18 protein-coding genes and 1 tRNA gene are annotated in these 21,478 nt (G+C 46.3%); 17 read left to right on the forward strand and 2 right to left on the reverse strand.

Going from position 1 to position 21,478, the window contains the following annotated elements; translation table 11 throughout:
* Positions 1-49: 49 nt before the first annotated feature.
* The 8 genes from GPK60_RS14615 to GPK60_RS14650 all read left to right on the forward strand — a co-directional run bounded on the left by GPK60_RS14615 (position 50) and on the right by GPK60_RS14650 (position 13,690).
* The gene (locus tag GPK60_RS14615) at positions 50-7,177 is read left to right on the forward strand and encodes an Ig-like domain-containing protein (protein WP_215660924.1); all 7,128 of its coding nucleotides are present in this window, start codon (positions 50-52) and stop codon (positions 7,175-7,177) included.
* Positions 7,178-7,502: 325 nt separating this feature from the next.
* A tRNA-Pro gene (locus GPK60_RS14620) sits at positions 7,503-7,576 on the forward strand.
* A 548-nt stretch (positions 7,577-8,124) separates the two neighbouring features.
* Complete coding sequence (locus tag GPK60_RS14625; protein WP_022119475.1) at positions 8,125-8,697, forward strand: transglutaminase-like domain-containing protein; 573 nt, start codon at positions 8,125-8,127, stop codon at positions 8,695-8,697.
* 15 nt (positions 8,698-8,712) lie between these two features.
* Positions 8,713-9,225, forward strand: coding sequence for a hypothetical protein (locus GPK60_RS14630; protein ID WP_215660926.1), 513 nt, complete (start codon positions 8,713-8,715; stop codon positions 9,223-9,225).
* A gap of 17 nt (positions 9,226-9,242) precedes the next feature.
* A complete protein-coding gene (locus tag GPK60_RS14635) occupies positions 9,243-10,649 on the forward strand; it encodes an MBOAT family O-acyltransferase (protein WP_215660930.1) in 1,407 nt (468 codons plus the stop codon).
* 9 nt (positions 10,650-10,658) lie between these two features.
* A complete protein-coding gene (locus GPK60_RS14640) occupies positions 10,659-12,065 on the forward strand; it encodes a hypothetical protein (protein WP_022119478.1) in 1,407 nt (468 codons plus the stop codon).
* Between the two features lie 98 nt (positions 12,066-12,163).
* Positions 12,164-12,832 carry an SH3 domain-containing protein gene (locus GPK60_RS14645; RefSeq protein WP_215660932.1) on the forward strand — a complete coding sequence of 223 codons (669 nt, stop codon included), beginning with the start codon at positions 12,164-12,166 and terminating at the stop codon, positions 12,830-12,832.
* A gap of 48 nt (positions 12,833-12,880) precedes the next feature.
* Positions 12,881-13,690, forward strand: a complete 810-nt coding sequence (locus GPK60_RS14650) for a transglutaminase domain-containing protein (RefSeq protein WP_173865937.1) — start codon at positions 12,881-12,883, stop codon at positions 13,688-13,690.
* A 114-nt stretch (positions 13,691-13,804) separates the two neighbouring features.
* On the opposite strand, the gene GPK60_RS14655 is transcribed toward GPK60_RS14650, so the two are convergent.
* Together GPK60_RS14655 and GPK60_RS14660 are read right to left on the reverse strand one after the other, a co-directional pair.
* Positions 13,805-14,746 carry a transketolase family protein gene (locus GPK60_RS14655; RefSeq protein WP_173865936.1) on the reverse strand — a complete coding sequence of 314 codons (942 nt, stop codon included), beginning with the start codon at positions 14,744-14,746 and terminating at the stop codon, positions 13,805-13,807.
* Complete coding sequence (locus GPK60_RS14660; RefSeq protein WP_022119482.1) at positions 14,734-15,570, reverse strand: transketolase; 837 nt, start codon at positions 15,568-15,570, stop codon at positions 14,734-14,736. Before GPK60_RS14660 ends, GPK60_RS14655 begins: the two co-directional genes overlap by 13 nt.
* A 445-nt stretch (positions 15,571-16,015) precedes the next feature.
* Between GPK60_RS14660 and GPK60_RS14665 the strand changes: the two genes are divergently transcribed.
* The 9 genes from GPK60_RS14665 to GPK60_RS14705 all read left to right on the forward strand — a co-directional run.
* Complete coding sequence (locus GPK60_RS14665) at positions 16,016-16,351, forward strand: hypothetical protein (RefSeq protein WP_022119483.1); 336 nt, start codon at positions 16,016-16,018, stop codon at positions 16,349-16,351.
* Between the two features lie 15 nt (positions 16,352-16,366).
* The gene (locus tag GPK60_RS14670; RefSeq protein ID WP_226911813.1) at positions 16,367-16,840 is read left to right on the forward strand and encodes an acyl-CoA thioesterase; all 474 of its coding nucleotides are present in this window, start codon (positions 16,367-16,369) and stop codon (positions 16,838-16,840) included.
* 24 nt (positions 16,841-16,864) lie between these two features.
* Positions 16,865-17,911, forward strand: coding sequence for an L-threonylcarbamoyladenylate synthase (locus GPK60_RS14675; RefSeq protein ID WP_215660935.1), 1,047 nt, complete (start codon positions 16,865-16,867; stop codon positions 17,909-17,911).
* A 3-nt stretch (positions 17,912-17,914) separates the two neighbouring features.
* Complete coding sequence (locus GPK60_RS14680) at positions 17,915-18,376, forward strand: phosphotyrosine protein phosphatase (RefSeq protein ID WP_147631887.1); 462 nt, start codon at positions 17,915-17,917, stop codon at positions 18,374-18,376.
* A complete protein-coding gene (gene rpiB / locus GPK60_RS14685) occupies positions 18,370-18,801 on the forward strand; it encodes a ribose 5-phosphate isomerase B (RefSeq protein ID WP_147631888.1) in 432 nt (143 codons plus the stop codon). The genes GPK60_RS14680 and rpiB overlap by 7 nt, the downstream gene beginning before the upstream one ends.
* Positions 18,802-18,836: 35 nt before the next feature.
* Positions 18,837-19,466 carry a uracil phosphoribosyltransferase gene (gene upp, locus GPK60_RS14690; RefSeq protein ID WP_147631889.1) on the forward strand — a complete coding sequence of 210 codons (630 nt, stop codon included), beginning with the start codon at positions 18,837-18,839 and terminating at the stop codon, positions 19,464-19,466.
* A 42-nt stretch (positions 19,467-19,508) separates the two neighbouring features.
* Entirely contained in the window at positions 19,509-19,991 is a 483-nt protein-coding gene (locus GPK60_RS14695) for a dCMP deaminase family protein (RefSeq protein ID WP_147631890.1), read from the forward strand.
* A gap of 10 nt (positions 19,992-20,001) precedes the next feature.
* Positions 20,002-21,003, forward strand: a complete 1,002-nt coding sequence (locus GPK60_RS14700; protein ID WP_346727801.1) for a MoxR family ATPase — start codon at positions 20,002-20,004, stop codon at positions 21,001-21,003.
* A 101-nt stretch (positions 21,004-21,104) separates the two neighbouring features.
* On the forward strand, positions 21,105-21,478 hold a 374-nt coding region (locus GPK60_RS14705; protein ID WP_215660938.1), incomplete at its 3' end, for an IS607 family transposase.

The following is a 21,478-nucleotide window of genomic DNA, read 5'->3' on the forward strand; positions in this document are numbered from 1 at the left end:
TTTTTACTAAACACAACAAAGGGAACAAAGAAAAATAAAGGAGGGCAATATGAACTACAAAAAGTATTTAAGTGGTGTTCTGGCAGCAGCGATGGTACTTAATACCGGAGCAGTGAGTGTCCTGGCAGCAGGGACTGATACGTCCGTGCAGGAAGCATCTCAGACACAGACATCATCAACACCGGAAACGGTATACGTCAATTCATATGATGGAAAGGAGCGTTCCGTTTCTTTTAACGATCACTGGAGATTTTATCTGGGAGAATTAAACGGCGCGGAAGCAGTTTCTTATAATGATTCTTCCTGGGATGATGTGACGCTTCCGCATGATTACAGCATCGACCAGGGATTTTCAACAGCAGCACCGGCAGAGCAGGAGAGCGGCTATGTGCTTGGAGGCACCGGATGGTACCGCAAAAGTTTTACACTGGATGAGAGCATGCAGGGAAAGACGGTCAGCATTGATTTTGACGGTGTTTACATGAATGCAACCGTTTATCTGAACGGTGAAAAGCTGGGAACACATCCATATGGTTATACCCCATTTTCTTTTGTGCTTCCGCAGGACAAACTGAAATTCGGATCGGAAGAAAACGTGATCACGGTCAAAGTAGATCATAAACAGCCGTCCAGCCGCTGGTATTCCGGTTCCGGTATTTACCGTGACGTAAAACTTACCGTTGCAGATCCGGTACATGTGGCAAATTACGGAACGACCGTGACAACCCCGGATATTGAAAGCGGAAAAGGAACCGTAAGCGTGGTAACGGAAGTACAGAATGACAGCAGCGAAGCAGCTGATGTTTCTGTAAAACAGACGGTTTATGAAAAAGGCAGTGACGTCCCGGCAGCAGAGGGCGAAAAGACAAAGGTACAGAGTGTTGCAGCGGGCAAAACAGCCAGGATCGAGGCCAGTGTCACCGTTGCAGACCCAAAGCTCTGGGATACGGAAAATCCAAACCTCTATACCGTAAAAACAGAAGTTTATGTTGGAGATACCTTAAAAGACAGCTACCATTCTGACTTTGGCTTCCGCTGGGTAAACTTTACTACAGAGAAAGGTTTCTATTTAAATGGAAAGAACATCAAACTGCACGGAGTGTCCATGCATCATGACCAGGGTTCTCTTGGATCCGAAGCCTGGGAGCGTTCTGTGGAACGTCAGGTACAGGAGTTAAAACAGATGGGAGTCAATGCCATCCGTGTAACACATAACCCGGCATCCCAGGTACTGATCGATGTGTGCAACCGTGAAGGCATCATGCTGGTGGAAGAAGCCTTTGACTGCTGGCTTTCCGGAAAAGCAGGAAATACCGAGGATTATGGTAAATGGTTCTACCAGACCATTGAGAGCGGCAACCAGATCGTAAATGGCAGAGAGGGCGAAAAATGGGCAGAATTTGACCTCAAAGCCATGGTAAGACGAGGAAGAAACAATCCTTCCATTATCATGTGGAGCCTTGGAAATGAAATCTTTCAGCAGCTGATTGACGGGAATGTAACCGGTCAGTATCCGGAAGTGGCAAAAAAACTGATTACCTGGACCGGAGAAGAAGATGCGACCAGATATGTAACCTTTGGTGACAATCAGGTAAAGAGCAATGTCTGGGCAGACAATAATCAGGTAAACACAGCACTTGTTTTTGCAGAAGCAGCAAAATATGGCGTGCCGGGAGGTCTGGTAGGATTTAACTACGGAAGCTCCGGACAGATCAGCAACGGACACAGCAGAGGATGGCTGGTCTATGGTTCTGAGACAGCCTCTTCCGTAAACAGCCGTGGCGTTTACGACAGGAAGAACAGCAACAGTGACAATGGAAGCGGAGACCGCCGACTGACTTCTTATGATAAAAGTGCAGTAGGCTGGGGACATCTGGCAAGTGCAGGGCTGTGGATCACGATGCAGCAAGAATTTAATGCAGGCGAATTTGTCTGGACAGGTTTTGATTATATCGGTGAACCGACCCCATATAACTGGCAGGGAACCGGTGCAAACGGAACCTGGCCGAACATTGCAAAGAACTCTTACTTTGGTATCATTGACACGGCAGGTATCCCAAAAGATTCCTATTATCTGTATCAGAGCCAGTGGAATGACAACGAAAATACCCTTCATGTTCTCCCGGTATGGAATGAAGATGAGATCATGCTCGATAACAGCGGCAAGGCAGAGGTTGTAGTTTACAGTGATGCTCCTGTTGTGAAACTTTATCTGAACGGCAAAGAAATCGGAAGTGCGACAGCGACACACACCGATACACCGACCGGTGGTTATCAGAATTATACAAGCGGAACAGGATGCTTTGACAGCAGCAAGGCGAACGGACATACTTCCCTGTATGCAACATTCCAAGTACCTTATGAGGCGGGAACACTGGAGGCAAAAGCATTTGAAGCAGACGGTGTGACCGAGATCAAAGACACGGACGGACGTAATGTGGCAGAGACGACCGGAAAGGGATCCAAACTTACCGCAAAAGCAGACCGCAGCGAGATCACGGCAGACGGCAAAGATTTAAGCTTTGTTGAGATCAATGTAACGGACAGAGACGGCAGAGAAGTAAACGGTGCAGAGCCGCAGATCCATGTTGCCGTAGAAGGTGACGGCAAGCTCCTTTCACTTGATAACGGTGTTCAGAACGATACCACTTCTTACAGTGAACCGACCAGAAAAGCCGGTAAAGGAAAACTGATTGCGATCGTTCAGTCCACAAAAGATGCCGGAAGCTTTACCGTAAAGGCAACTTCAGACGGATACACTGCAGCACAGACTGTCGTTACCACAGTTGCAGACGGCAGCGGAGTAACCGGAGAAAAGACCGTTGTAAGCTATGAGATCGCAAAGAATTATTATGTAAAACAGGGAACGAAACCAGTTCTCCCATCCGAAGTAAAGATCCATTATTCTGACGATACTTCCGAGACAAAGAAAGTAACCTGGGATGCATTTACCGGAGAAGAAGAAACGTATTCGGTATCCGGTACGGTAGCAGATCTGAATATGCGTATCACGGTCAATGTCAGTACGATCGGCCAGACAGCAGGTGTCCTGAATTATTCTGCAGCAGTCGGAAAAGATGCAGAAGTCAGCCTTCCTGCAGCAAGACCGGCAGTTCTTGCAGACGGAACAATCCTGGCAGCAGAATTTCCGGTAAAGTGGGATATTCCAAAAGATCTGACAGCGACAATCGGAACAAAGAATGTAAAAGGAACGGCAACCGTATTTGACCAGAACTTTGAAGTGACTGCAGCAGTAAGAGTTACCAATGGAGAATACAAAGACGGTGCAGAAGCCCTTGGCAACGTGCCGGAAATGTATTACAACGGTACATCCAGCAAAGAAGATGCATCTGTTGCAGATGTCCTAGCGAAACTGCAGGATGATAAGACAAGTGCCGATGATGTGGCATGGAGCGGAAAAGGAACCCTCGATTTCCGTCTGGATACAGCGATTGAATTGAAAGGATTCACAATGTATCTGAAAGATACCGCACCGACTTCCGGAACGATCAAAATCTATGCATCCGGCGACAACGGAGTCAACTGGACGCCGGTAGACTGCACGGTAACAAATAAAAAAGAAAAAGGTGTGACGGTTCGTACTTACAATGTAAAAGAAACCGTTTCCGAAACCTATTTCCGTGTAGAATTTACCAAAGATGCCACCCTGGCGGAATTGGAAATGAATACAAGGATCCCGAGCTTTACGGTAGGGTCAGAAGCAGCACTTTCCAGTCTGAAAGTGGGCGGTCACATTGCGGATGAAGCAAGCCTGAAAAAAGGCTGGTTTGGCGTAAATGAAACAGAATTTGATGCGGCAGACCTTACAGCAGAAGGGAAAGACAATGCAAGCGTGACCATTCTTGACAAAGATGCAGACGGTGTGATCCGTATCCTTATTGAATCTGAAGATCATCTGATGCGTGCCATCTATCCGGTTATGCTCGGAAAAGACAATACAGCAAGCGACAGTGCTTCCGATGCATCTATGGATTATGATTATAGGAACATGACACTGCGTGCACCAAGTGAAGAAGGCAGCGGTTCTGTTGCAAAAGCGGCAGATGGAAATACCGGTACCATCTGGCATACAAACTGGGGAAGCGGAAGTGGACCGACAGACCTTCGAAATGATCCGGATAACCGTTACTTGCAGATTGAACTGAAAGAAACAGAAAAGATCAATGCACTGCGTTATCTGCCGAGAAGCAGCGACACAAACGGTATCGTTACAGAGTACAGCATCAAAGTAAGTACAGATGGCGAAAACTGGACGGAAGTTGCAAAATCAGATGCAGACAGCACATGGAGCAAATCCGTAGAATGGAAACTGGCACAGTTTGCACCGGTCGATGCGAAATATATCCGTCTCTATGGTGTGTCAACCGTAGGACAGTCTGCAGCAGAAGTAAATAAATATATGTCTGCAGCAGAAGTAAGGGTACGCTACGCTGCACAGGAAATTTACCGTGACAATACAACCGTAACACTGGAAGATCGCAGCTTTGATTACACCGGAAGTGCACTCACACCGAAACCGGTTGTTACTTACAAAGCATCCGAAGATGCACAGGCAGTGACCCTGACAGAAGGTACAGACTATGAAGTAAGTTATAAAAATAACACAGAACCTGGAACAGCAACGATTGTTGTGACAGGAAAAGGTGCTTACCAGGGTGTTGTAGAAGAAAACTTCGTGATTAATGCAGTAGATATAACTGTAGCGGATTATGAAGCGATCGCAGTTACAACAGCAAAAGGAGTCTGCCCGGCTCTTCCGGGAACCGTCATTGCACATACCAACGTCGGTGATCAGGTACTGGATGTACAATGGGATGAAATCAGTGCAGAACAGTTAAAACAGATCGGAACCTTTAGCACGGGCGGAACCGTGGTTGACACCAATGCACGCATCACAGCAGAAATAACTGTAACTGCCGTAATAGGTGTGCAGCAGGTATCCGTGGCAACAGCAAAAGGGACAACACCTTCCATGCCGGAAACAGTAACTGTATACTACAGCAACGGTGAAAAACAGCAGCAGGAAGTTGTATGGGATCTTGCAGATGCAGATTTCAGGAATCCTGGAATCGTAGAAGTTTACGGAACAGTTGGAAAAGCAGTTACTAGGGAAACTGTACTTCAGGCAAAAGCGTCGGTCCGTGTGGCAGATGTGACAGCAGATGCAAACAATACACCGACCGATACAAACCTGGCACTGAATGCAGACGGTTCCTCTAAAACAAGAGAATGGCCAAGGACTTTCGCATATTTTTCATCTTCCAACGATCTTGTATATAATGCAGTTGATGGAAATAAAAATTTTGACAGCACATCCGGCAAGAAAATCTGGTGTGACTGGGAAAGCGGCAAATATCATACCAACGCAGATGCAGCCGTAGGAGACTCCGATCATCTGCCGTTTGTGATCAGTGCCTTCGGAAAAGAAGATTCCACCGCAGATTCAGATCAGAAGAAATATACCGTAAATAAAGTTTCCATTGGATTTATGGAAGAAGATGGAAGTGCAGCAAACAAAGTCAGACTTCCAAAAGATTACAAGATCGAGTATTACAGTGCGAACGACGGTGTGATCCCGGCAAACAGACTGGGCAACGATTCTGCAAACAGCTGCAGCAATATCAAAGGCTGGGGAGCAGACAACCCTCTGAAAGCACACACCGGCTGGACAGAAGTAGCATATGTCGGCGGCAAACCATCCGTACCGTCTCTTGCAAATTTCAAAGAGATGGTCAATGTAGAATTTGAAGCAGTTGAAACCACAGCGATCCGTATCACCCTGACGCCGCAGGACAACAACTGGACCGGACTGGAAGAATATGAAGTATACTATACCCCGATCGAGAAATATGGAGATTACGAAGTAACTTCTATTAAAGTGGACGGACAGGAAGTACTGGCACAGTTTGATGCAGATACAAAGACCCTAAATCTGGATGCCAGATCAGGTGTGATCACAGCACAGGCAACAAACAATGCATCCGTAACGATTCTGGATGCCGTAAACGGAACTGCAAAAGTGCTCTTCCGGCCGGAGAACGGCGATGAAAACAAAGCACAGGAATACACCGTAAACTTTAAACAGAGTGAAACACCGGAAGAGGATCACAGCAAAGATGGATTAAAAGCAGTGATTGATCTGGCAGAAAAACTGAATGCAGAAAATTATACGGCAGAAAGCTATGCAAAACTGACCGCAGCACTGGCAGCAGCAAAAGAAGTCTGCGATGCAGAAAATGCAACCGTGGAAGAAATAAGTGCACAGATCAGTGCAATCTCGGATGCAATCAAAGGACTGGAAAGTGCAGACAAGGCGGCAAATGAAGATCTGAAAAAACAGCTGGAAGAAAAGACAAAGCAGCTGGAAGATAAAGAGAGAGAACTGGCAGCAGCAACAGAAAATGTGACAACACTTCAAGATAAAATCAAAGATGCACAGGATCAGCTGGCTGCACTGGAAGGTACGTCAGCCGAAGAAAAAACAGCTCTTGAAAAACAGATCGAAGCACTTCAGGGGAAATTGAATACAGCAAGGGCAGAAGTCCTGACACTGAGCGGCGAAAAAGCTTCTCTGGAAGAAGAAAAAGCAGCTCTGCAGGCAGAACTGAAGAAAGTTCAGGATCAGGCAGCAAAAGACAGTGCAGAAGCTGAGGCAGCAATCAAAAAGGCTCAGGAAGAAGCCCGGAAAGCAAGAGAAGAGATTGAAAAACTGAAAGATTCTCTGACACTGAAAAACGGTGATACCGTTACCGCAGGTGGCGTACAGTACCGTGTAACCGATGCGGCAGCCAAGACAGCAGAAGCATATGGCACTGCAAAGAAGAACATCAAGACCATCAACGTGACAGCAACGGTAACCATCAAAGATGTGACATGCAAAGTGACTGCAATTGCAGATCAGGCATTTGCCGGCCAGAAGAAAGCCACCAAAGCCGTGATCGGTGCAAACGTAACGAAGATCGGCAAGAAAGCATTCTATGGTGACAGCAGACTTAAGAGCATCACTGTGAAGGGCAAAAAGCTGAAAATGGTCGGTAAGCAGGCACTGAAAGGCATCAACAAACATGCAGTGGTTCGCGTACCGAAAGCAAAGAAAAAGGCATACAAAGCACTGTTCAAAGGAAAAGGACAGAAAAAAAGCGTAAAAGTAAAGTAGTAAAGTAATAAAAATGAAATCAGCCATTTGATGTATGCGACAGAAAATGCAGGGTTATCAAAGAAATAAAAGGTGTTGCCGATGATGACCGCCAGATTCTGTCTGGTTAAAATGACCGCCGGACTTTTTAAGAGTCCCGGCGGTCATTTTTTTCGATTTTATTGCTGTCAGAGCCAATCGAACAGCCAGAAGCAAATGCACTCCGGCAGGGACAGAATAAAAAATAAAATAAAAAAACAAAAAAATAAAAAAAACACTTGCATTTTGAAAAGAAAGATGATATATTAATGGAGCTGACGAAAACAGCAGAAAATAAAACAGAAAACGATGCGTGGCTCAGCTTGGTAGAGCGCTACGTTCGGGACGTAGAGGTCGCAGGTTCAAATCCTGTCGCATCGATTCCTTGGCAGGGGCGAGTCGAAAAATCTGGAAAGATTTTCGGCTTCTTTTTTATTCTATAAATGAAAAAACAGCAGTTGCATTTGTTTGAGATAAAATGATGTGAGTGTCAAAAGTCCTCAACTATGATGCCTACGGATTGTTCCGTGCATCGCACTCCCACAATCCTCTCCGGTATTCGCATATCGTGGGATTATCATCCCACTTTTATGCTCATATCGGGGCGGGTCCCAAGGTCTTTCATCCACCTATGAGCAAGCTCATGTGGATTTAGACCTTTTGACCCTGGCATCATAAAATTCAAACAGATGCAACTTTTTTCTGTTTTTCGAAGTCTAATAAAAGCAGACGGTCATTCTGAGCATTTGCAGGCTACGGTAATTTTGTATCCATCAATGAGCGGGAAAAGTTATTTTTTGACACTCATGTATAGTGATTACTTGTTGAAATAAGCAGATATAACGTGATATAATAGGAAGGCTTCGGAAAAAGTTAAGAAACAGAAGCAAAAATTAAGAAATAAAATGGCTATACGAGGAGAAAAAAAGATGAAAAGAAACATGGCTGAAAAGCTGACAGCATCTATTCTTGCAGCGGTCCTGACCTTTGGTATGATGGCACCGCAGACGGCAATGACCGCAGAGGCAGCAGCAAAGAGCACGCTTGAAAAAGATGTTCAGAAACTTGTAAAGAAGAGCAAAGCAAAGAAAGAAAAGACACAGAAAAAGAAGCTGAAAAAACTGTTCCAGTATGTGGAGAAAAATTACGGCTATGCAAGGGCGATCGGCTTTAAAAACAGCAGAGGCTGGGAGAAAACATTTACGGCAGAGATGATCAAAAACAAAAAGGGCAGCTGCTATCATTTTGCAGCCCTGTATGCATTTCTGGCAAAAGAATCCGGTGTGGAGGCAAGGATCTGCCTTGGCAGGACCAACGGCTTTAATAAAGCAAGATGGCAGGATCATGCATGGTGTGAAGTAAAAGTCGGAAAGAAATGGTATATCTGTGATCCGAACATGGATAAATTTGCAGCAAACAGCAAAGGCAAATATTTTATGAAGACGGTTTCCTCCATGAAATCAACGTTCAAAAAATCAAAAACGATCAAAGTAAATTTTTAAGAAAAGGAAGAGCAAATGAAGAAAATCAAAACACTGATTGCAGCAGCAGCAGTTCTGGGACTTGGCGTTACCGTAAGCAGCATTTCACCGGCAGCAGTTTCCATGCAGACGGCAGAAGCAGCCACGGTAAAACAGGGACTTGTAAAAGTGAAAAACAAGTATTATTACTATAATGCAAAAGGGAAAAAAGTAAAGAACAAATGGGTTACAGTGAAAGTAAAGGGCAAAAAGCAGAAATATTATTTCAATAAAAAGGGAGCTGCCCTGACCGGGACTGCGGCAGTGAAGAATCGTCTTTACGGTTTCGACAAAAAAGGCAGACTGAATCAGAAGAAGAGCAAAAAACTGGCAGCTTACCGGCAGAATTCCGATTTTGCAGGGCTGAAAGCACTGATCGGCGAGCCGAAAAAGGCAGAATATTTTGACAGCTGTATGGGAGCCGGCATGGACGGCATCTTAAAATATCAGGGATTTATCGTGTATACCTACAAAGAGAACGGCAAAGAGATCATTCAGGGCTTTGAATGATCCGGCGGAGGTAGAAAATGGTATTCAGTTCCCTTGTATTTTTATGTATCTTTTTGCCGATTGTATTTTTAGGACATACGATTCTTCCGGGGATCCGTGCGAAAAACGCCATGCTTCTGCTGGCAAGTCTGGTGTTTTATGCATACGGGGAACCGGTCTATGTAGTGCTGATGATCGCATCTGCACTGTGTAATTATTTATTTGCACTTTGGATCGAACGGTTTCAAGATCAGAAGAAATGGATCGTCAGTGTGGCGGTGATCCTGAATCTCGCACTTCTGGTGATCTTTAAATATGCAGGCTTTCTTACGGAGAGCGTGAATACGATGTTCGGGACGGGATTTCCGGTTCCGGACATCCGTCTGCCGATCGGTATTTCCTTTTTCACGTTTCAGGCGATGTCCTACGTGATCGATGTGTACCGTGGGGCAAACAAAGCTCAGAAAAATTTTGGAAAAGTGCTTTTGTACATATCCTTTTTCCCACAGCTGATCGCCGGTCCGATCGTCAAATATCACGATGTTGAGCAGGAAATCGAACACCGGACGCAGAGTGCCGATGGCGTAGCAAGAGGTATCCGCCGTTTTATTGCTGGTCTGTCAAAAAAAGTCCTGATCTCAAATGTGATGGGCATGACAGCAGATGCACTTTTCGGAGCAGCGGCCGGGACGCTCGGGGCAGCGACTGCATGGGTGGGAGCACTTTCCTATTTATTCCAGATTTATTTTGATTTCAGCGGCTACAGCGATATGGCGATCGGACTTGGATGGATGTTCGGATTTCATTTCAAGGAGAATTTCAACTATCCTTACAGTTCGACCAGCATCCGGGAATTCTGGAGAAGATGGCATATTTCCCTGTCCAGCTGGTTTCTGGAATATCTCTATATTCCGCTTGGCGGCAACCGAAAAGGCAAAGTGCGTACCTGCATCAATAAATTTATCGTATTTTTATGTACCGGTATCTGGCATGGAGCCAACGTAACCTTCCTGTTCTGGGGCATTTATCATGGATGTTTCCTGATGCTGGAAGAATTTGTGCCGTTTTTCCGAAAAGAAGGAGGAAAGATCAAAACCGCAGTGATGCGTATTTATACGTTACTTGTCGTTTGCATCGGTTTTGTCTTTTTCCGGGCAGATACGATGACACAGGGCGTGCAGTGGGTAAAAGCCATGTTTACCGGATTTTCAACGGGAGCGGCATCGACAAGCCTGGCACTGCAGCAGCTCACACCACTTTATCTTGTAACCTTTATAGTGGCATGCATTGCCTCCTTTCCGGTTTTTGAAAAGTGGAAAAGCAATGGCAGATATCAGGCATTCTATAACAATATGGCTTTTGTATGCAGTATCGTCGGACTTGTTTTATGCATGTTAAGTCTTGCGGGCGGCACGTACAATCCGTTCATTTATTTCAGATTTTAGGAGGAACTTATGAAGAAAAAAGGAAACATGATCTATGTCGGATTTTTCTTTGTTCTGTGTCTGATCCCAAGTGTCGGTATGCTGCTTCCGCAGACCCAGGGCAGTGCCACGGAGAACCGCAAACTTGCCCTCTGGCCGCAGCTTCGCACGGAAGAAGGATGGAATACCGATTTCCTCTCCGAGGCAGGAGAATATTTCCAGGATCACTTTGGATTCCGTCAGCAGCTTGTCACGGCAAATGCACTGATAAATGGAAAAATATTTGGTGTATCCACAGCCGACGGCGTGATCCAGGGCAAGAACGGCTGGCTGTATTATAAAGATTCCTTAAGCGATTACCTTGGCACAGAGCCGATGAGCGAACGGGCACTTTTCAATGTAGCACATACGCTCAGTATGATGCAGGATTATACAGAAAAAAGCGGAGCGAAATTCCTTTTTACGATCGCTCCGAATAAAAATACGCTGTACGGTGAAAATATGCCGTACTACGACAGCATGATCGTTTCAGAAGATAAAAACATGGACCGGATCGAAGCGTATCTGGAAAAAGAAAATGTGAATTATGTCAATCTGAAAGAAATCTTGGAAAGTTCGGATGAAGTGCTTTATCACGAACGCGACTCGCACTGGAACAACAAAGGTGCGGCACTGGCAGGGGATGCACTGATGACAGCTCTTGACAAAGAGCATACGGATTATACGCAGGAAAGCTATGAAGAGTGCGTGGACTTTACCGGGGATCTCGATGAGATGCTCTACCCGCTGGCACTGACCGAAGAAAAAGAGATTTATTACGACAAGGCAGATGTCTTTGCCTATGTCGGGGAAGTGGAGAGCAATTTTGATCCGAAGATCACAACGGTAAATCCAGGCAGCACGGGAAGTCTGGTGATGTACCGCGATTCCTTTGGAAATGCGATCCTTCCGTTTTTTGCAAACAGCTATGCAAACGCCTACTTTTCCAGAGGTATCCCTTATCAGATGACCGATCTTGCGGAGCATCAGGCCGATACTGTGATCGTGGAGCGTGCAGAGCGATTTCTGCCGGAAATGGCAGAAAATCCGCCGCAGATGGAGGCACCGCAGCTGACGGTCGGAGCAGTTATGGAGCCGGAAATGGAAGAAAATGCACGGGGCACAGTCACCGCAGAAGTGCAGGGAGATCTGGTTAAAGTCAGCGGTCTTGTGGATGAGGCAATTCTGGATACGGATTCCAGGATCGCGATTCGCAGAAATGGGGGCGATACCTTTGAAGCATTTCCGTTGACACTTGGGCAGGAAGACGGAAGCAGCTCAGATTATGGATTCCTTGCTTATTTTGCAGCAGATAGCTGGATGCAGGATCAGGAACAGATCGAGGTTCTGATCGAAAAAGACGGAACTTGGATCTTGGTCGGAACACAGAGTTTATAAAAGGTAAATGTGAGATGAGTCCCGCTTTTGCAGGCGGAAAGTAAGAATGCCCGAGACATTCTTGAACAGATGTAAAACAGAAGAAAAGGAGAAACACAATGAGAAGAAAATGGATAGCAGCACTTTGCGTAGCATCTCTGTCAATGGCTATGATGACAGGATGTGGAAATGGCAGCACACAGGAAACAGCAAAAGAAACACAGACAGAGACGCAGACACAGGCAGAAACACAGAGCGAAACACAGACAGAGACGGCATCCGAGACGGAAAAAGCCACTGAAACGGAGAGCGAAACAGCCAAAGCAGAAAAAGCAGCCGAGACAGAAGCAAAAGAAAAGACCATGTATGTATCCGGCGATGTGTATATGCGTGAAGCTGCAGACAAGGATGCAAAAGCAGTGACCGTTCTGGCAACCGGAAAAGAAATTACCGTTCTCGGAGAAGAAGGCGACTGGTATCAGGTCAAAGTCGATGACAAAGAAGGTTATGTAGTTAAGAAATATATCACCGATTCAAAAGAAGAGGCAGAAGCAGCTGCCAAAGCAAAACAGGATGCAGAAGAAGCTGCGGCAGCTCAGCAGGCAGCAGAAGCAGCAGCCCAGCAGGCGGCAGAACAGGCAGCCCAGCAGGCAGCTCAGCAGCCTTCACAGTCCGCAGGCGGCAAGACGGAAGTGAGCCGTCAGGCTTATGATGACTGCGACGGAAGCGGTCATGGTTACTACGAGATCACGTATTCTGACGGAAGTACGGCGATCGAAGAGTACTAAAGTGTCTGACGGAAAGCACAGAGCATGATCAGGAAAGGAAAGATAAAGATGAAAAGCGAAAGAAGAAAAGCAGGTTTTATAAAGATGCTGCTTCTGGTGCTGACACTGGCAGTATTTATGCCGGTAAGTGCAAATGCGGCACCAAAAATAAATCAGTGGGTAAACAAAGGCAGATATCGCTATTACTACAATCAGAAGGGCAAAAAAGTAAAGAATAAAGTAAAGCAGATCGGAAATTTCAGGTATTCGTTTGATAAGAAGGGAAGAATGCAGACCGGATGGCAGATTTTCGGCAGCAAAAAAGCATATTTTTCCAAGAAGAGCGGAAGAATGCAGGTCAATAAAAAAGTAGACGGTGTCAAGATCGGAAAAAGTGGCTATGTAAAACGGAGCAAGACGGAGCTGAAGGAACAGAAAGCCCTGGAGAAAGCCAAGCAGATTCTTGCTAAGATCACAACTTCTAAAATGAGTAAGAGCCAGAAGCTTTATGCAGCTTTTCAGTATATGACAAGCCGTGCGAATTTCAGTTACCGTACCTGGAGAGGATTCTCTGTGTATGACGGATGGGAATACGACTATGCCCTGGAAATGTACGAAAAGAGAGCCGGGAACTGCTACAATTTCGCATGTGGATTTGCCATGCTCGCCAAAGCAATCGGCTATCAGCCACAGGTCATTGCCGGCCGTGTCCCGGGCGGTGTAGATGGTGCACCGGATGGGTTTACCAGACATTCCCTGGTCAAGATCAACGGACTTTACTATGATCCGGAGGCACAGTTTGACGGTTGGGCAAGGGGCGTTTACGGACTTGGCTACTATCCGATGTATCTGCAGATTCTTTCTATCCGAACTATCTAAAATAAAAAGTATTTTACACAGACAGACCGAAAAACAGAAAAATAAAAACGACTTTCCAAATGGAAAAACCATAGCGGAAAGTCGTTTTTGTTTTCTTCCTTTTGTTTAAAGAGTTTACGCAAGAAAAGCTTTTACTTTCTTGTAGATGCTCTCTGCATCCAGACCGTATTTTTTCACCAGCTGTACTGCAGGACCGGACTCGCCGTATACATCGTTGACACCGATTTTCAATACTGGAGTCGGATAGTTTGCACAGAGTGTGTCGCATACCGCACTGCCGAGTCCGCCGATGATGGAGTGTTCTTCAACGGTAACCACTTTTTTGCATTCTTTTGCGGAAGCGACTACCAGCTCTTCGTCGAGCGGTTTGATCGTGTGGATGTTGATGACTTTGGCGTTGATGCCGTCTGCTGCGAGCATTTCTGCGGCCTGCATGCTTTCATAAACTTCCAGACCGGTTGCAAAGATCGCAACATCGCTGCCTTCACGAAGGACAACACCTTTGCCGAGCTCAAATTTATAGGTACTCTCATCATTGAATACCGGGATTGCCAGACGTCCGAAACGCATGTAAACCGGTCCGACATATTCATAAGCAGCTTTTACGGCAGCTCTTGCTTCCACATCATCGGCAGGGTTGATAATCACCATGCCAGGGATCATACGCATCAGAGCGATATCTTCGTTGCACTGATGTGTGGCACCGTCTTCACCGACAGAAATACCGGCATGCGTAGCACCGATTTTGACATTCAGGTGCGGATAACCGATGGAGTTGCGGATCTGTTCAAAAGCACGGCCTGCTGCGAACATGGCAAAAGAGCTTGCAAACGGAACTTTTCCGGTAGTGGCAAGACCGGCTGCAACGCCCATCATATTGCCCTCTGCGATACCGCAGTCGATGTGTCTTTCCGGGAATACTTTCTGGAAAATAGCGGTTTTGGTAGCTCCGGCAAGGTCGGCATCCAGTACAACCAGATCTTCATGTTCTTTTCCGATTTCAACAAGAGCATTTCCGTAGCTCTCTCTTGTAGCGATTTTCTTTACTTCTGACATAATGCTTCACCTGCTTTCTCAAGTTCTTCCATAGCGAGTTTGTACTGTTCATCGTTTGGAGCAACACCATGCCAGGAAGCCTGATCTTCCATGAAGGAGACTCCTTTTCCTTTGATGGTCTTTGCGATGATGGCAGTCGGCTGTCCTTTTACGGTGCGAGCCTCATCAAAAGCCTGTTTCAGTGCATCAAAGTCGTGCCCGTCTACGTTGATCACATGGAAACGGAACGCTTCGAATTTTTTGTCGATCGGGTAAGGAGAGTTTACATCGTCGATCTTACCGTCAATCTGCAGACCGTTGTTGTCTACGATCACAACCAGGTTGTCCAGTTTTCTGTGGGCTGCAAGCATGGCTGCCTCCCATACCTGTCCTTCCTGGATCTCGCCGTCACCAAGCAGTGTATATACACGGTAATCATCGCCGGAGAGTTTGGCAGAGATTGCCATACCAACGGCAGCGGAAACACCCTGTCCAAGAGAACCGGTTGACATATCAACACCAGGGATATGTTTCATATCCGGATGACCCTGAAGATAAGAACCAATGTGACGCAGTGTCTTTAAATCTTCCACCGGGAAATATCCACGGTTTGCAAGAGCTGCGTAATAACCAGGTGCAGCATGTCCTTTGGAAAGGACGAAACGATCGCGATCCGGTTTTTTCGGATTTTTCGGATCTATATTTAATTCTTCAAAAAAAAGATAACTGTAAATGTCTGCTGCGGATAAAGAACCGCCCGGATGACCGGATTTTGCAGAATAAACGCCGGTGATTGCACCTTTGCGGATTTCATTTGCAGTTTTCATAAGCTCTGACTTGTTCATGGTGTCCTCCTAATTCAGTATTTTGTACCAAAAACGCCCTGCGGGCGTAACAATAACCGGAGTTCATTATAAACAAGGAAACAGGGTTCGTCAACAATTCTTCACAAGAATGTACACACTTTCCTGCTGTTTTGTTTAGAATGTTTGGAAATGATTTAGAATTTCATAACAATACTTTCACCGTTCGAACACACTTTATTCACAGAATGCCGTTATGATAGTACTTGTACAAAGGTTCATTCCTTTTTTACATATATTTCATTTTTTCTCTTTCCTAATGCCAGACTTGTAACAAGTCTGGCTTCCTTTTTATTTCACAAAAAATAGGGTTTTGCACAGGGCTTTCTTGTGTTATAATAAAAAAAGCGTAAAACAACGATACCGGGAGCACAAAGCACAGAATGATTCACAGGTATCATAACATCAAAAAGCAGGAGGAACAAATATGCAGGTATTATATAAAGATGAAGAAGGATTTCTGGCAGTTATGGAAGTGACCAAAGCTGCCTATATTGAAGACGAAGAACTCATGGAGATCTGCGGCCCGGAGGAAGACATCGCAGTTGCCATCGATGCAAAATCAGCAGAAAAAGCGATCCGTGAGCTGTATGCTAACGGCAAGGCAGATTTAAGTGCCTATGAATATCAGGACAGAGACTTTGATGACGACGATTTTGATGATGATGACGAAGACGATGAGGATGACCTGTTTGATCGCATGATCGATATGGATTTCCGTACCCTTGGCAAAGATGGCGTGATCTTCAGAGACGACGAATAATCCGGGGTGATCATTTTGGATAAGAAAAAAAGAGTTCAGGATTCTATGACAGAGCAGACGTATCTTCTGATGCACCGCCATATCAATGGATATGGAAGGCTTTTCGGCGGACAGCTGATGCAGTGGATCGATGAACTGGCAGGGATCGTTTCCATGCGGCATGCGGGAGGACGGATCACGACGGCCAGCATTGACAACCTCAACTTCAAAGCCGGAGCTTATTTAAATGATACGATCGTTCTGATCGGACGTATCACTTATGTGGGACGCACTTCGATGGAGGTACGTGTCGATACTTATGTCGAGGATCTTGAAGGAATGCGTCGCGTGATCAACCGTGCCTATGTGGTGATGGTGGCGATCGACGAGGAGGGACATGCAGTGGAAGTCCCGGGACTGATCGTTGAGAGCGAGAGTGAAAAGGCAGAGTGGGAAGCAGGACAGAAACGCTATGCACTCCGCAAACAGAGACGCAGAGAAGGTTTTTAGAAGAAAAAGGACGGAAGCAGGATTATGAAGACAATCACAGCGAACATAAAAGAAGGGATCGATCAGGAGATCATTACAGAAGCCGGCGGCATCTTAAAAGACGGCGGTCTTGTGGCGTTTCCGACGGAGACGGTATACGGACTTGGCGGCAATGCACTGGATGAACAGGCGGCGGAGAAAATTTACGCTGCGAAGGGAAGACCTTCCGACAATCCTCTTATCGTACATATTGCAGAATTTGAAGCATTAAACAAAATTGCGGCAGAAATTCCAGAAGAAGCAAAAATGCTGGCGGATGCCTTCTGGCCGGGACCGCTTACGATGATTTTTCAAAAGACGGATCTGGTTCCGATGGGGACGACAGGCGGATTGAATACGGTCGCAGTGCGTATGCCGGATCATCCGGTGGCACTGGCATTGATACGGGCAGCGGGCGGTTATATCGCAGCACCGAGTGCCAACACTTCCGGAAGGCCAAGTCCGACCTGTGCGGCACATGTGCAGGAGGATCTGGACGGCAGGATCGAGATGATCCTTGACGGAGGTCCGGTAGGGATCGGGCTGGAGTCTACGATCGTAGATTTGAGCGAGGGCGTTCCGACGATCCTGCGTCCGGGCTATATCAATCAGCAGATGTTAGAAGAAGTGATCGGAAAGACGGAGATCGACCGTGCGATCCTCTCGGATGACAGCGGCATCAAACCAAAGGCACCGGGCATGAAGTACCGTCACTATGCACCGAAGGCAAGTCTGACGATCGTTGAGGGAGAGCAGGAAAAGGTTACGGCAAAGATCAACGAACTGTTAAAAGAAGGAGAAGCGGCAGGCGAGAAGATCGGCGTGATCGCTTCAACGGAGACAGCAGCAGACTACCTGGGCGGAATTGTCCGCACGATCGGCAGCCGCAGCGATGAGCTCAGCATTTCACGCCATCTGTTTGGCATATTAAGAGATTTTGACACGCTTCAGGTGGATCGCATCTATTCAGAGAGTTTTGAGACACCGCAGATGGGGCAGGCGATCATGAACCGTCTGATGAAAGCAGCAGGCCATCAGGTGATGGAGGTATAGCCTATGAAGAAATACGACAGACTGATCTTTGTCAGCAACAGCGATACCTGCAGAGGACCGATGGCGGAAGCGATTCTGAAAAGCAAATTTCTGCTCTCAGAGCTGGAGGTGGAGTCCAGAGGACTTGTCGTGCTCTTTCCGGAGCCGGTCAATCAGAAAGCAGAAGCAATCCTGGCAAGCCACGGGCTGACCATGAAAGATCATACGGCGAAGATGCTGGAACAGGAAGATTTTGATGAGCGGACGCTGATCCTTGTGATGGAAGACGCTCTCAAACAGAGGATTTTCCAGGAGCATGAGAATGTTCAGAACACTTGGCAGCTTTCCGAATATATAAAAGAAGAAACTGATGTTACAGAACCGGTGGGCGGAAGTCTTGCGGACTACGGAGCCTGCTATGAGCTGCTTGACAGCATGATCAGCAGCCTGGTTGTTGTGTTGAATGAGGAGGAACTACTATGTTAGCACTTGGATGTGACCACGGCGGTTACGAACTGATGCAGGAAGTAAAGAAGCATCTGGAAAACAGAGGAATTGCATACCACGATTTCGGCTGCAGCAGCACAGAGTCGGTAGATTACCCGATCTACGGCAAAAAAGTGGCAGAGGCTGTTGCAAGAGGAGAATTTGAGAAAGGAATCCTGATCTGCGGAACCGGAATCGGTATTTCCATCGCAGCCAACAAGGTAAAAGGCATCCGTGCTGCACTTTGCACCGACTGCTTCTGTGCAGAGGCAACGAGACTGCACAACGATGCCAACATTCTGGCAATGGGCGGCCGCGTGGTAGGTCCGGGACTTGCCCTGAAGATCGTAGATACGTTCCTTGATACCCCATTTTCCGGGGATGAGCGTCACATCAGACGTATCGAAATGATCGAAGACAAATAAGAGAAAAGACAGGAAGTAAGAATGAGGAGAACGTTATGTCAAAAGTAAAAGTTATGGATCATCCGCTGATCCAGCATAAAATCGGGGTGATCAGAAGAAAAGACACCTGTAGCAAAGATTTCCGTACGATCATCAGTGAGATCGCAATGCTGATGTGCTATGAGGCAACCAGAGAACTGAAACTGACGGACGTAGAGATCGAAACACCGATCTGCACGGCAACCGTAAAAGAATTACAGGGTAAAAAACTGGCTGTTGTGCCGATCCTGAGAGCAGGTCTTGGCATGGTTGACGGTATGCTTTCCATCATTCCGTCTGCAAAGATCGGTCATATCGGTCTGTACCGTGATCCCAAAACACTGGAGCCGGTGGAATATTACTGCAAACTGCCGGCAGATTCTGAAGAGCGTGAAGTTTTTGTCGTAGACCCGATGCTGGCTACCGGCGGATCTGCAACTGCGGCGATCCAGATGCTCAAGGACAAAGGCGTAAAGCACATCCATTTCATGTGCATCATCGCAGCACCGGAAGGTGTAAAGAAGATGCAGGAATGTCATCCGGATGTGGATATGTACATCGGTGCATTGGATGAACAGCTCAATTCCCACGGCTATATCGTACCGGGACTTGGCGATGCAGGAGACCGTATCTTCGGCACAAAATAGACGTTGCCTGAGTCTGACGGAGAACGTCATTTGGAGGAAAGTATGGACAAAAGAACCGACTATATTTCCTGGGACGAGTATTTTATGGGGGTTGCACATCTTGCGGCACTCAGATCCAAAGATCCAAATACACAGGTTGGCTGCTGTATTGTGAGCGAGGATAATAAAATCCTGTCCATTGGATATAATGGATTTCCAAAGGGATGTTCCGATGATGAATTCCCGTGGAGAAGAGAAGGAGATCCGTACGATACCAAGTATTTTTATACAACGCACAGCGAACTCAATGCAATCCTCAATTACCGGGGAGGCAGCCTGGAGGGAGCAAAGCTTTATGTTTCGCTCTTTCCGTGCAACGAGTGTGCCAAAGCGATCATTCAGTGCGGGATCCGAACCGTAGTATACGACTGCGATAAATACGATGGTACGCCGAGCGTGCGTGCATCCAAACGTATGATGAATGCGGCAGGCGTGCGGTATTATAAATATCAGAAAACCGGAAGAAATATTGAAATTTCAGTATAATGTGACAAAAATGCCGCAGGACAATCTCATAGAGAAGAGAGGGTTCTGTGGCATTTTTCAGGAGGAAACTATGTATCTGGTAAATGCATTAAATGTAATTGACGAAGTCAAAAAAGCAGTCATTGGAAAAGATTCCTGCGTGGAAATGGTGATGATGGCCATTCTTGCGAGGGGACACATTCTGATCGAGGATATCCCGGGTGTGGGAAAGACCACGATGGCACTGGCATTTTCAAGGGCATGTGCCATGAGCCAGAACCGTGTGCAGTTCACACCGGATGTGCTGCCGGCAGATATCACAGGATTTTCCATTTACCGCAAGGACACCGGCAAATTCGAGTACCAGCCGGGGGCGGTGATGTGCAACCTGCTTCTGGCAGACGAGATCAACCGTACATCCCCGAAAACACAGTCCGCACTGCTAGAAGTGATGGAAGAAGGAAATGTGACGGTGGATGGCATCACAAGAGAAGTGCCGAAGCCGTTCATCGTCATGGCGACACAGAACCCGATCGGCTCATCAGGAACACAGATGCTGCCGGAATCCCAGCTGGACCGCTTTATGATCTGTATTTCCATGGGCTACCCGGATATCCGAAACGAAATTGCCATTTTAAAAGACCACAGAAGCGGCAGTCCGGTAGATCGCATTTCACCGGTGATCCAGATGAACGATCTGCTGACAATGCAGGAAGAAGTCGACAAAATCTTTATCCATGATGTGATCTACAATTATATTGCAGAGCTGATCGCAAAGACCAGACAGCATCCGATGCTGGAGCTTGGTGTAAGCCCACGAGGAACGATCGCCTTGGCGGGGATGATCAAGGCGGCTGCTTATCTGGCGGGAAGAAATTATGTCGTGCCAAACGATGTGGAGAAGGTATTTCTGGCAGTCAACCATCACCGAATCCGTTTAAACTCCAAGGCAAGAGCCAACCATGTGACAGCAGAAGGAGTTCTGGAAGAGATTTTCGCCGGCTTGGCAAAACCATCACCGAAAAAGAATTAGCGGAGGTTTTTAACAGTTAAATATAAATTATAAAATCATACAAGTCGGTGTTGAGTTTTATAAGATATTAGAGTGGAATATTATTGAAAGGAGTTGATACTTTGAGTAAATATTATTCTATACATGAATTTTCAAAAATTATAGGCGTATCTGCTCAGACATTACGAAATTGGGATGCCAATGGAAAACTTCATCCGCATCATACTACAGTAAGTGGCTATAGATATGGATATTGTCGCGTTTCCAGCCATAAACAAAAAGATGATTTGGAACGACAGATGGATAATGTCAAGACATATCTTCTGGCAAAAGGGCAGCCGTTTGAGATAATAAGTGATATCGGTTCTGGGATTGATTATAAGAAAAAAGGGCTTCAGGAATTGATCAGACGAATCTCTCAAAATCAGGTTGAAAAGGTTGTTGTTTTATATAAAGATAGGTTATTGCGATTTGGTTTTGAGTTGATAGAATATAT

The sequence above is a fragment of the Ruminococcus sp. MCC718 genome, from assembly GCF_018783905.1.
GTDB classification, from domain to species: Bacteria; Bacillota; Clostridia; order Lachnospirales; family Lachnospiraceae; genus Hominisplanchenecus; species Hominisplanchenecus faecis.

Coding starts and splice junctions, on each gene's coding strand:
- GPK60_RS14615 (WP_215660924.1), top strand. CDS start 50: ATGAACTACAAAAAGTATTTAAGTGGTGTTCTGGCAGCAGCGATGGTA.
- GPK60_RS14625 (WP_022119475.1), top strand. CDS start 8,125: ATGAAAAGAAACATGGCTGAAAAGCTGACAGCATCTATTCTTGCAGCG.
- GPK60_RS14630 (WP_215660926.1), top strand. CDS start 8,713: ATGAAGAAAATCAAAACACTGATTGCAGCAGCAGCAGTTCTGGGACTT.
- GPK60_RS14635 (WP_215660930.1), top strand. CDS start 9,243: ATGGTATTCAGTTCCCTTGTATTTTTATGTATCTTTTTGCCGATTGTA.
- GPK60_RS14640 (WP_022119478.1), top strand. CDS start 10,659: ATGAAGAAAAAAGGAAACATGATCTATGTCGGATTTTTCTTTGTTCTG.
- GPK60_RS14645 (WP_215660932.1), top strand. CDS start 12,164: ATGAGAAGAAAATGGATAGCAGCACTTTGCGTAGCATCTCTGTCAATG.
- GPK60_RS14650 (WP_173865937.1), top strand. CDS start 12,881: ATGAAAAGCGAAAGAAGAAAAGCAGGTTTTATAAAGATGCTGCTTCTG.
- GPK60_RS14655 (WP_173865936.1), bottom strand. CDS start 14,746: ATGTCAGAAGTAAAGAAAATCGCTACAAGAGAGAGCTACGGAAATGCT.
- GPK60_RS14660 (WP_022119482.1), bottom strand. CDS start 15,570: ATGAACAAGTCAGAGCTTATGAAAACTGCAAATGAAATCCGCAAAGGT.
- GPK60_RS14665 (WP_022119483.1), top strand. CDS start 16,016: ATGCAGGTATTATATAAAGATGAAGAAGGATTTCTGGCAGTTATGGAA.
- GPK60_RS14675 (WP_215660935.1), top strand. CDS start 16,865: ATGAAGACAATCACAGCGAACATAAAAGAAGGGATCGATCAGGAGATC.
- GPK60_RS14680 (WP_147631887.1), top strand. CDS start 17,915: ATGAAGAAATACGACAGACTGATCTTTGTCAGCAACAGCGATACCTGC.
- rpiB (WP_147631888.1), top strand. CDS start 18,370: ATGTTAGCACTTGGATGTGACCACGGCGGTTACGAACTGATGCAGGAA.
- upp (WP_147631889.1), top strand. CDS start 18,837: ATGTCAAAAGTAAAAGTTATGGATCATCCGCTGATCCAGCATAAAATC.
- GPK60_RS14695 (WP_147631890.1), top strand. CDS start 19,509: ATGGACAAAAGAACCGACTATATTTCCTGGGACGAGTATTTTATGGGG.
- GPK60_RS14700 (WP_346727801.1), top strand. CDS start 20,002: ATGCCGCAGGACAATCTCATAGAGAAGAGAGGGTTCTGTGGCATTTTT.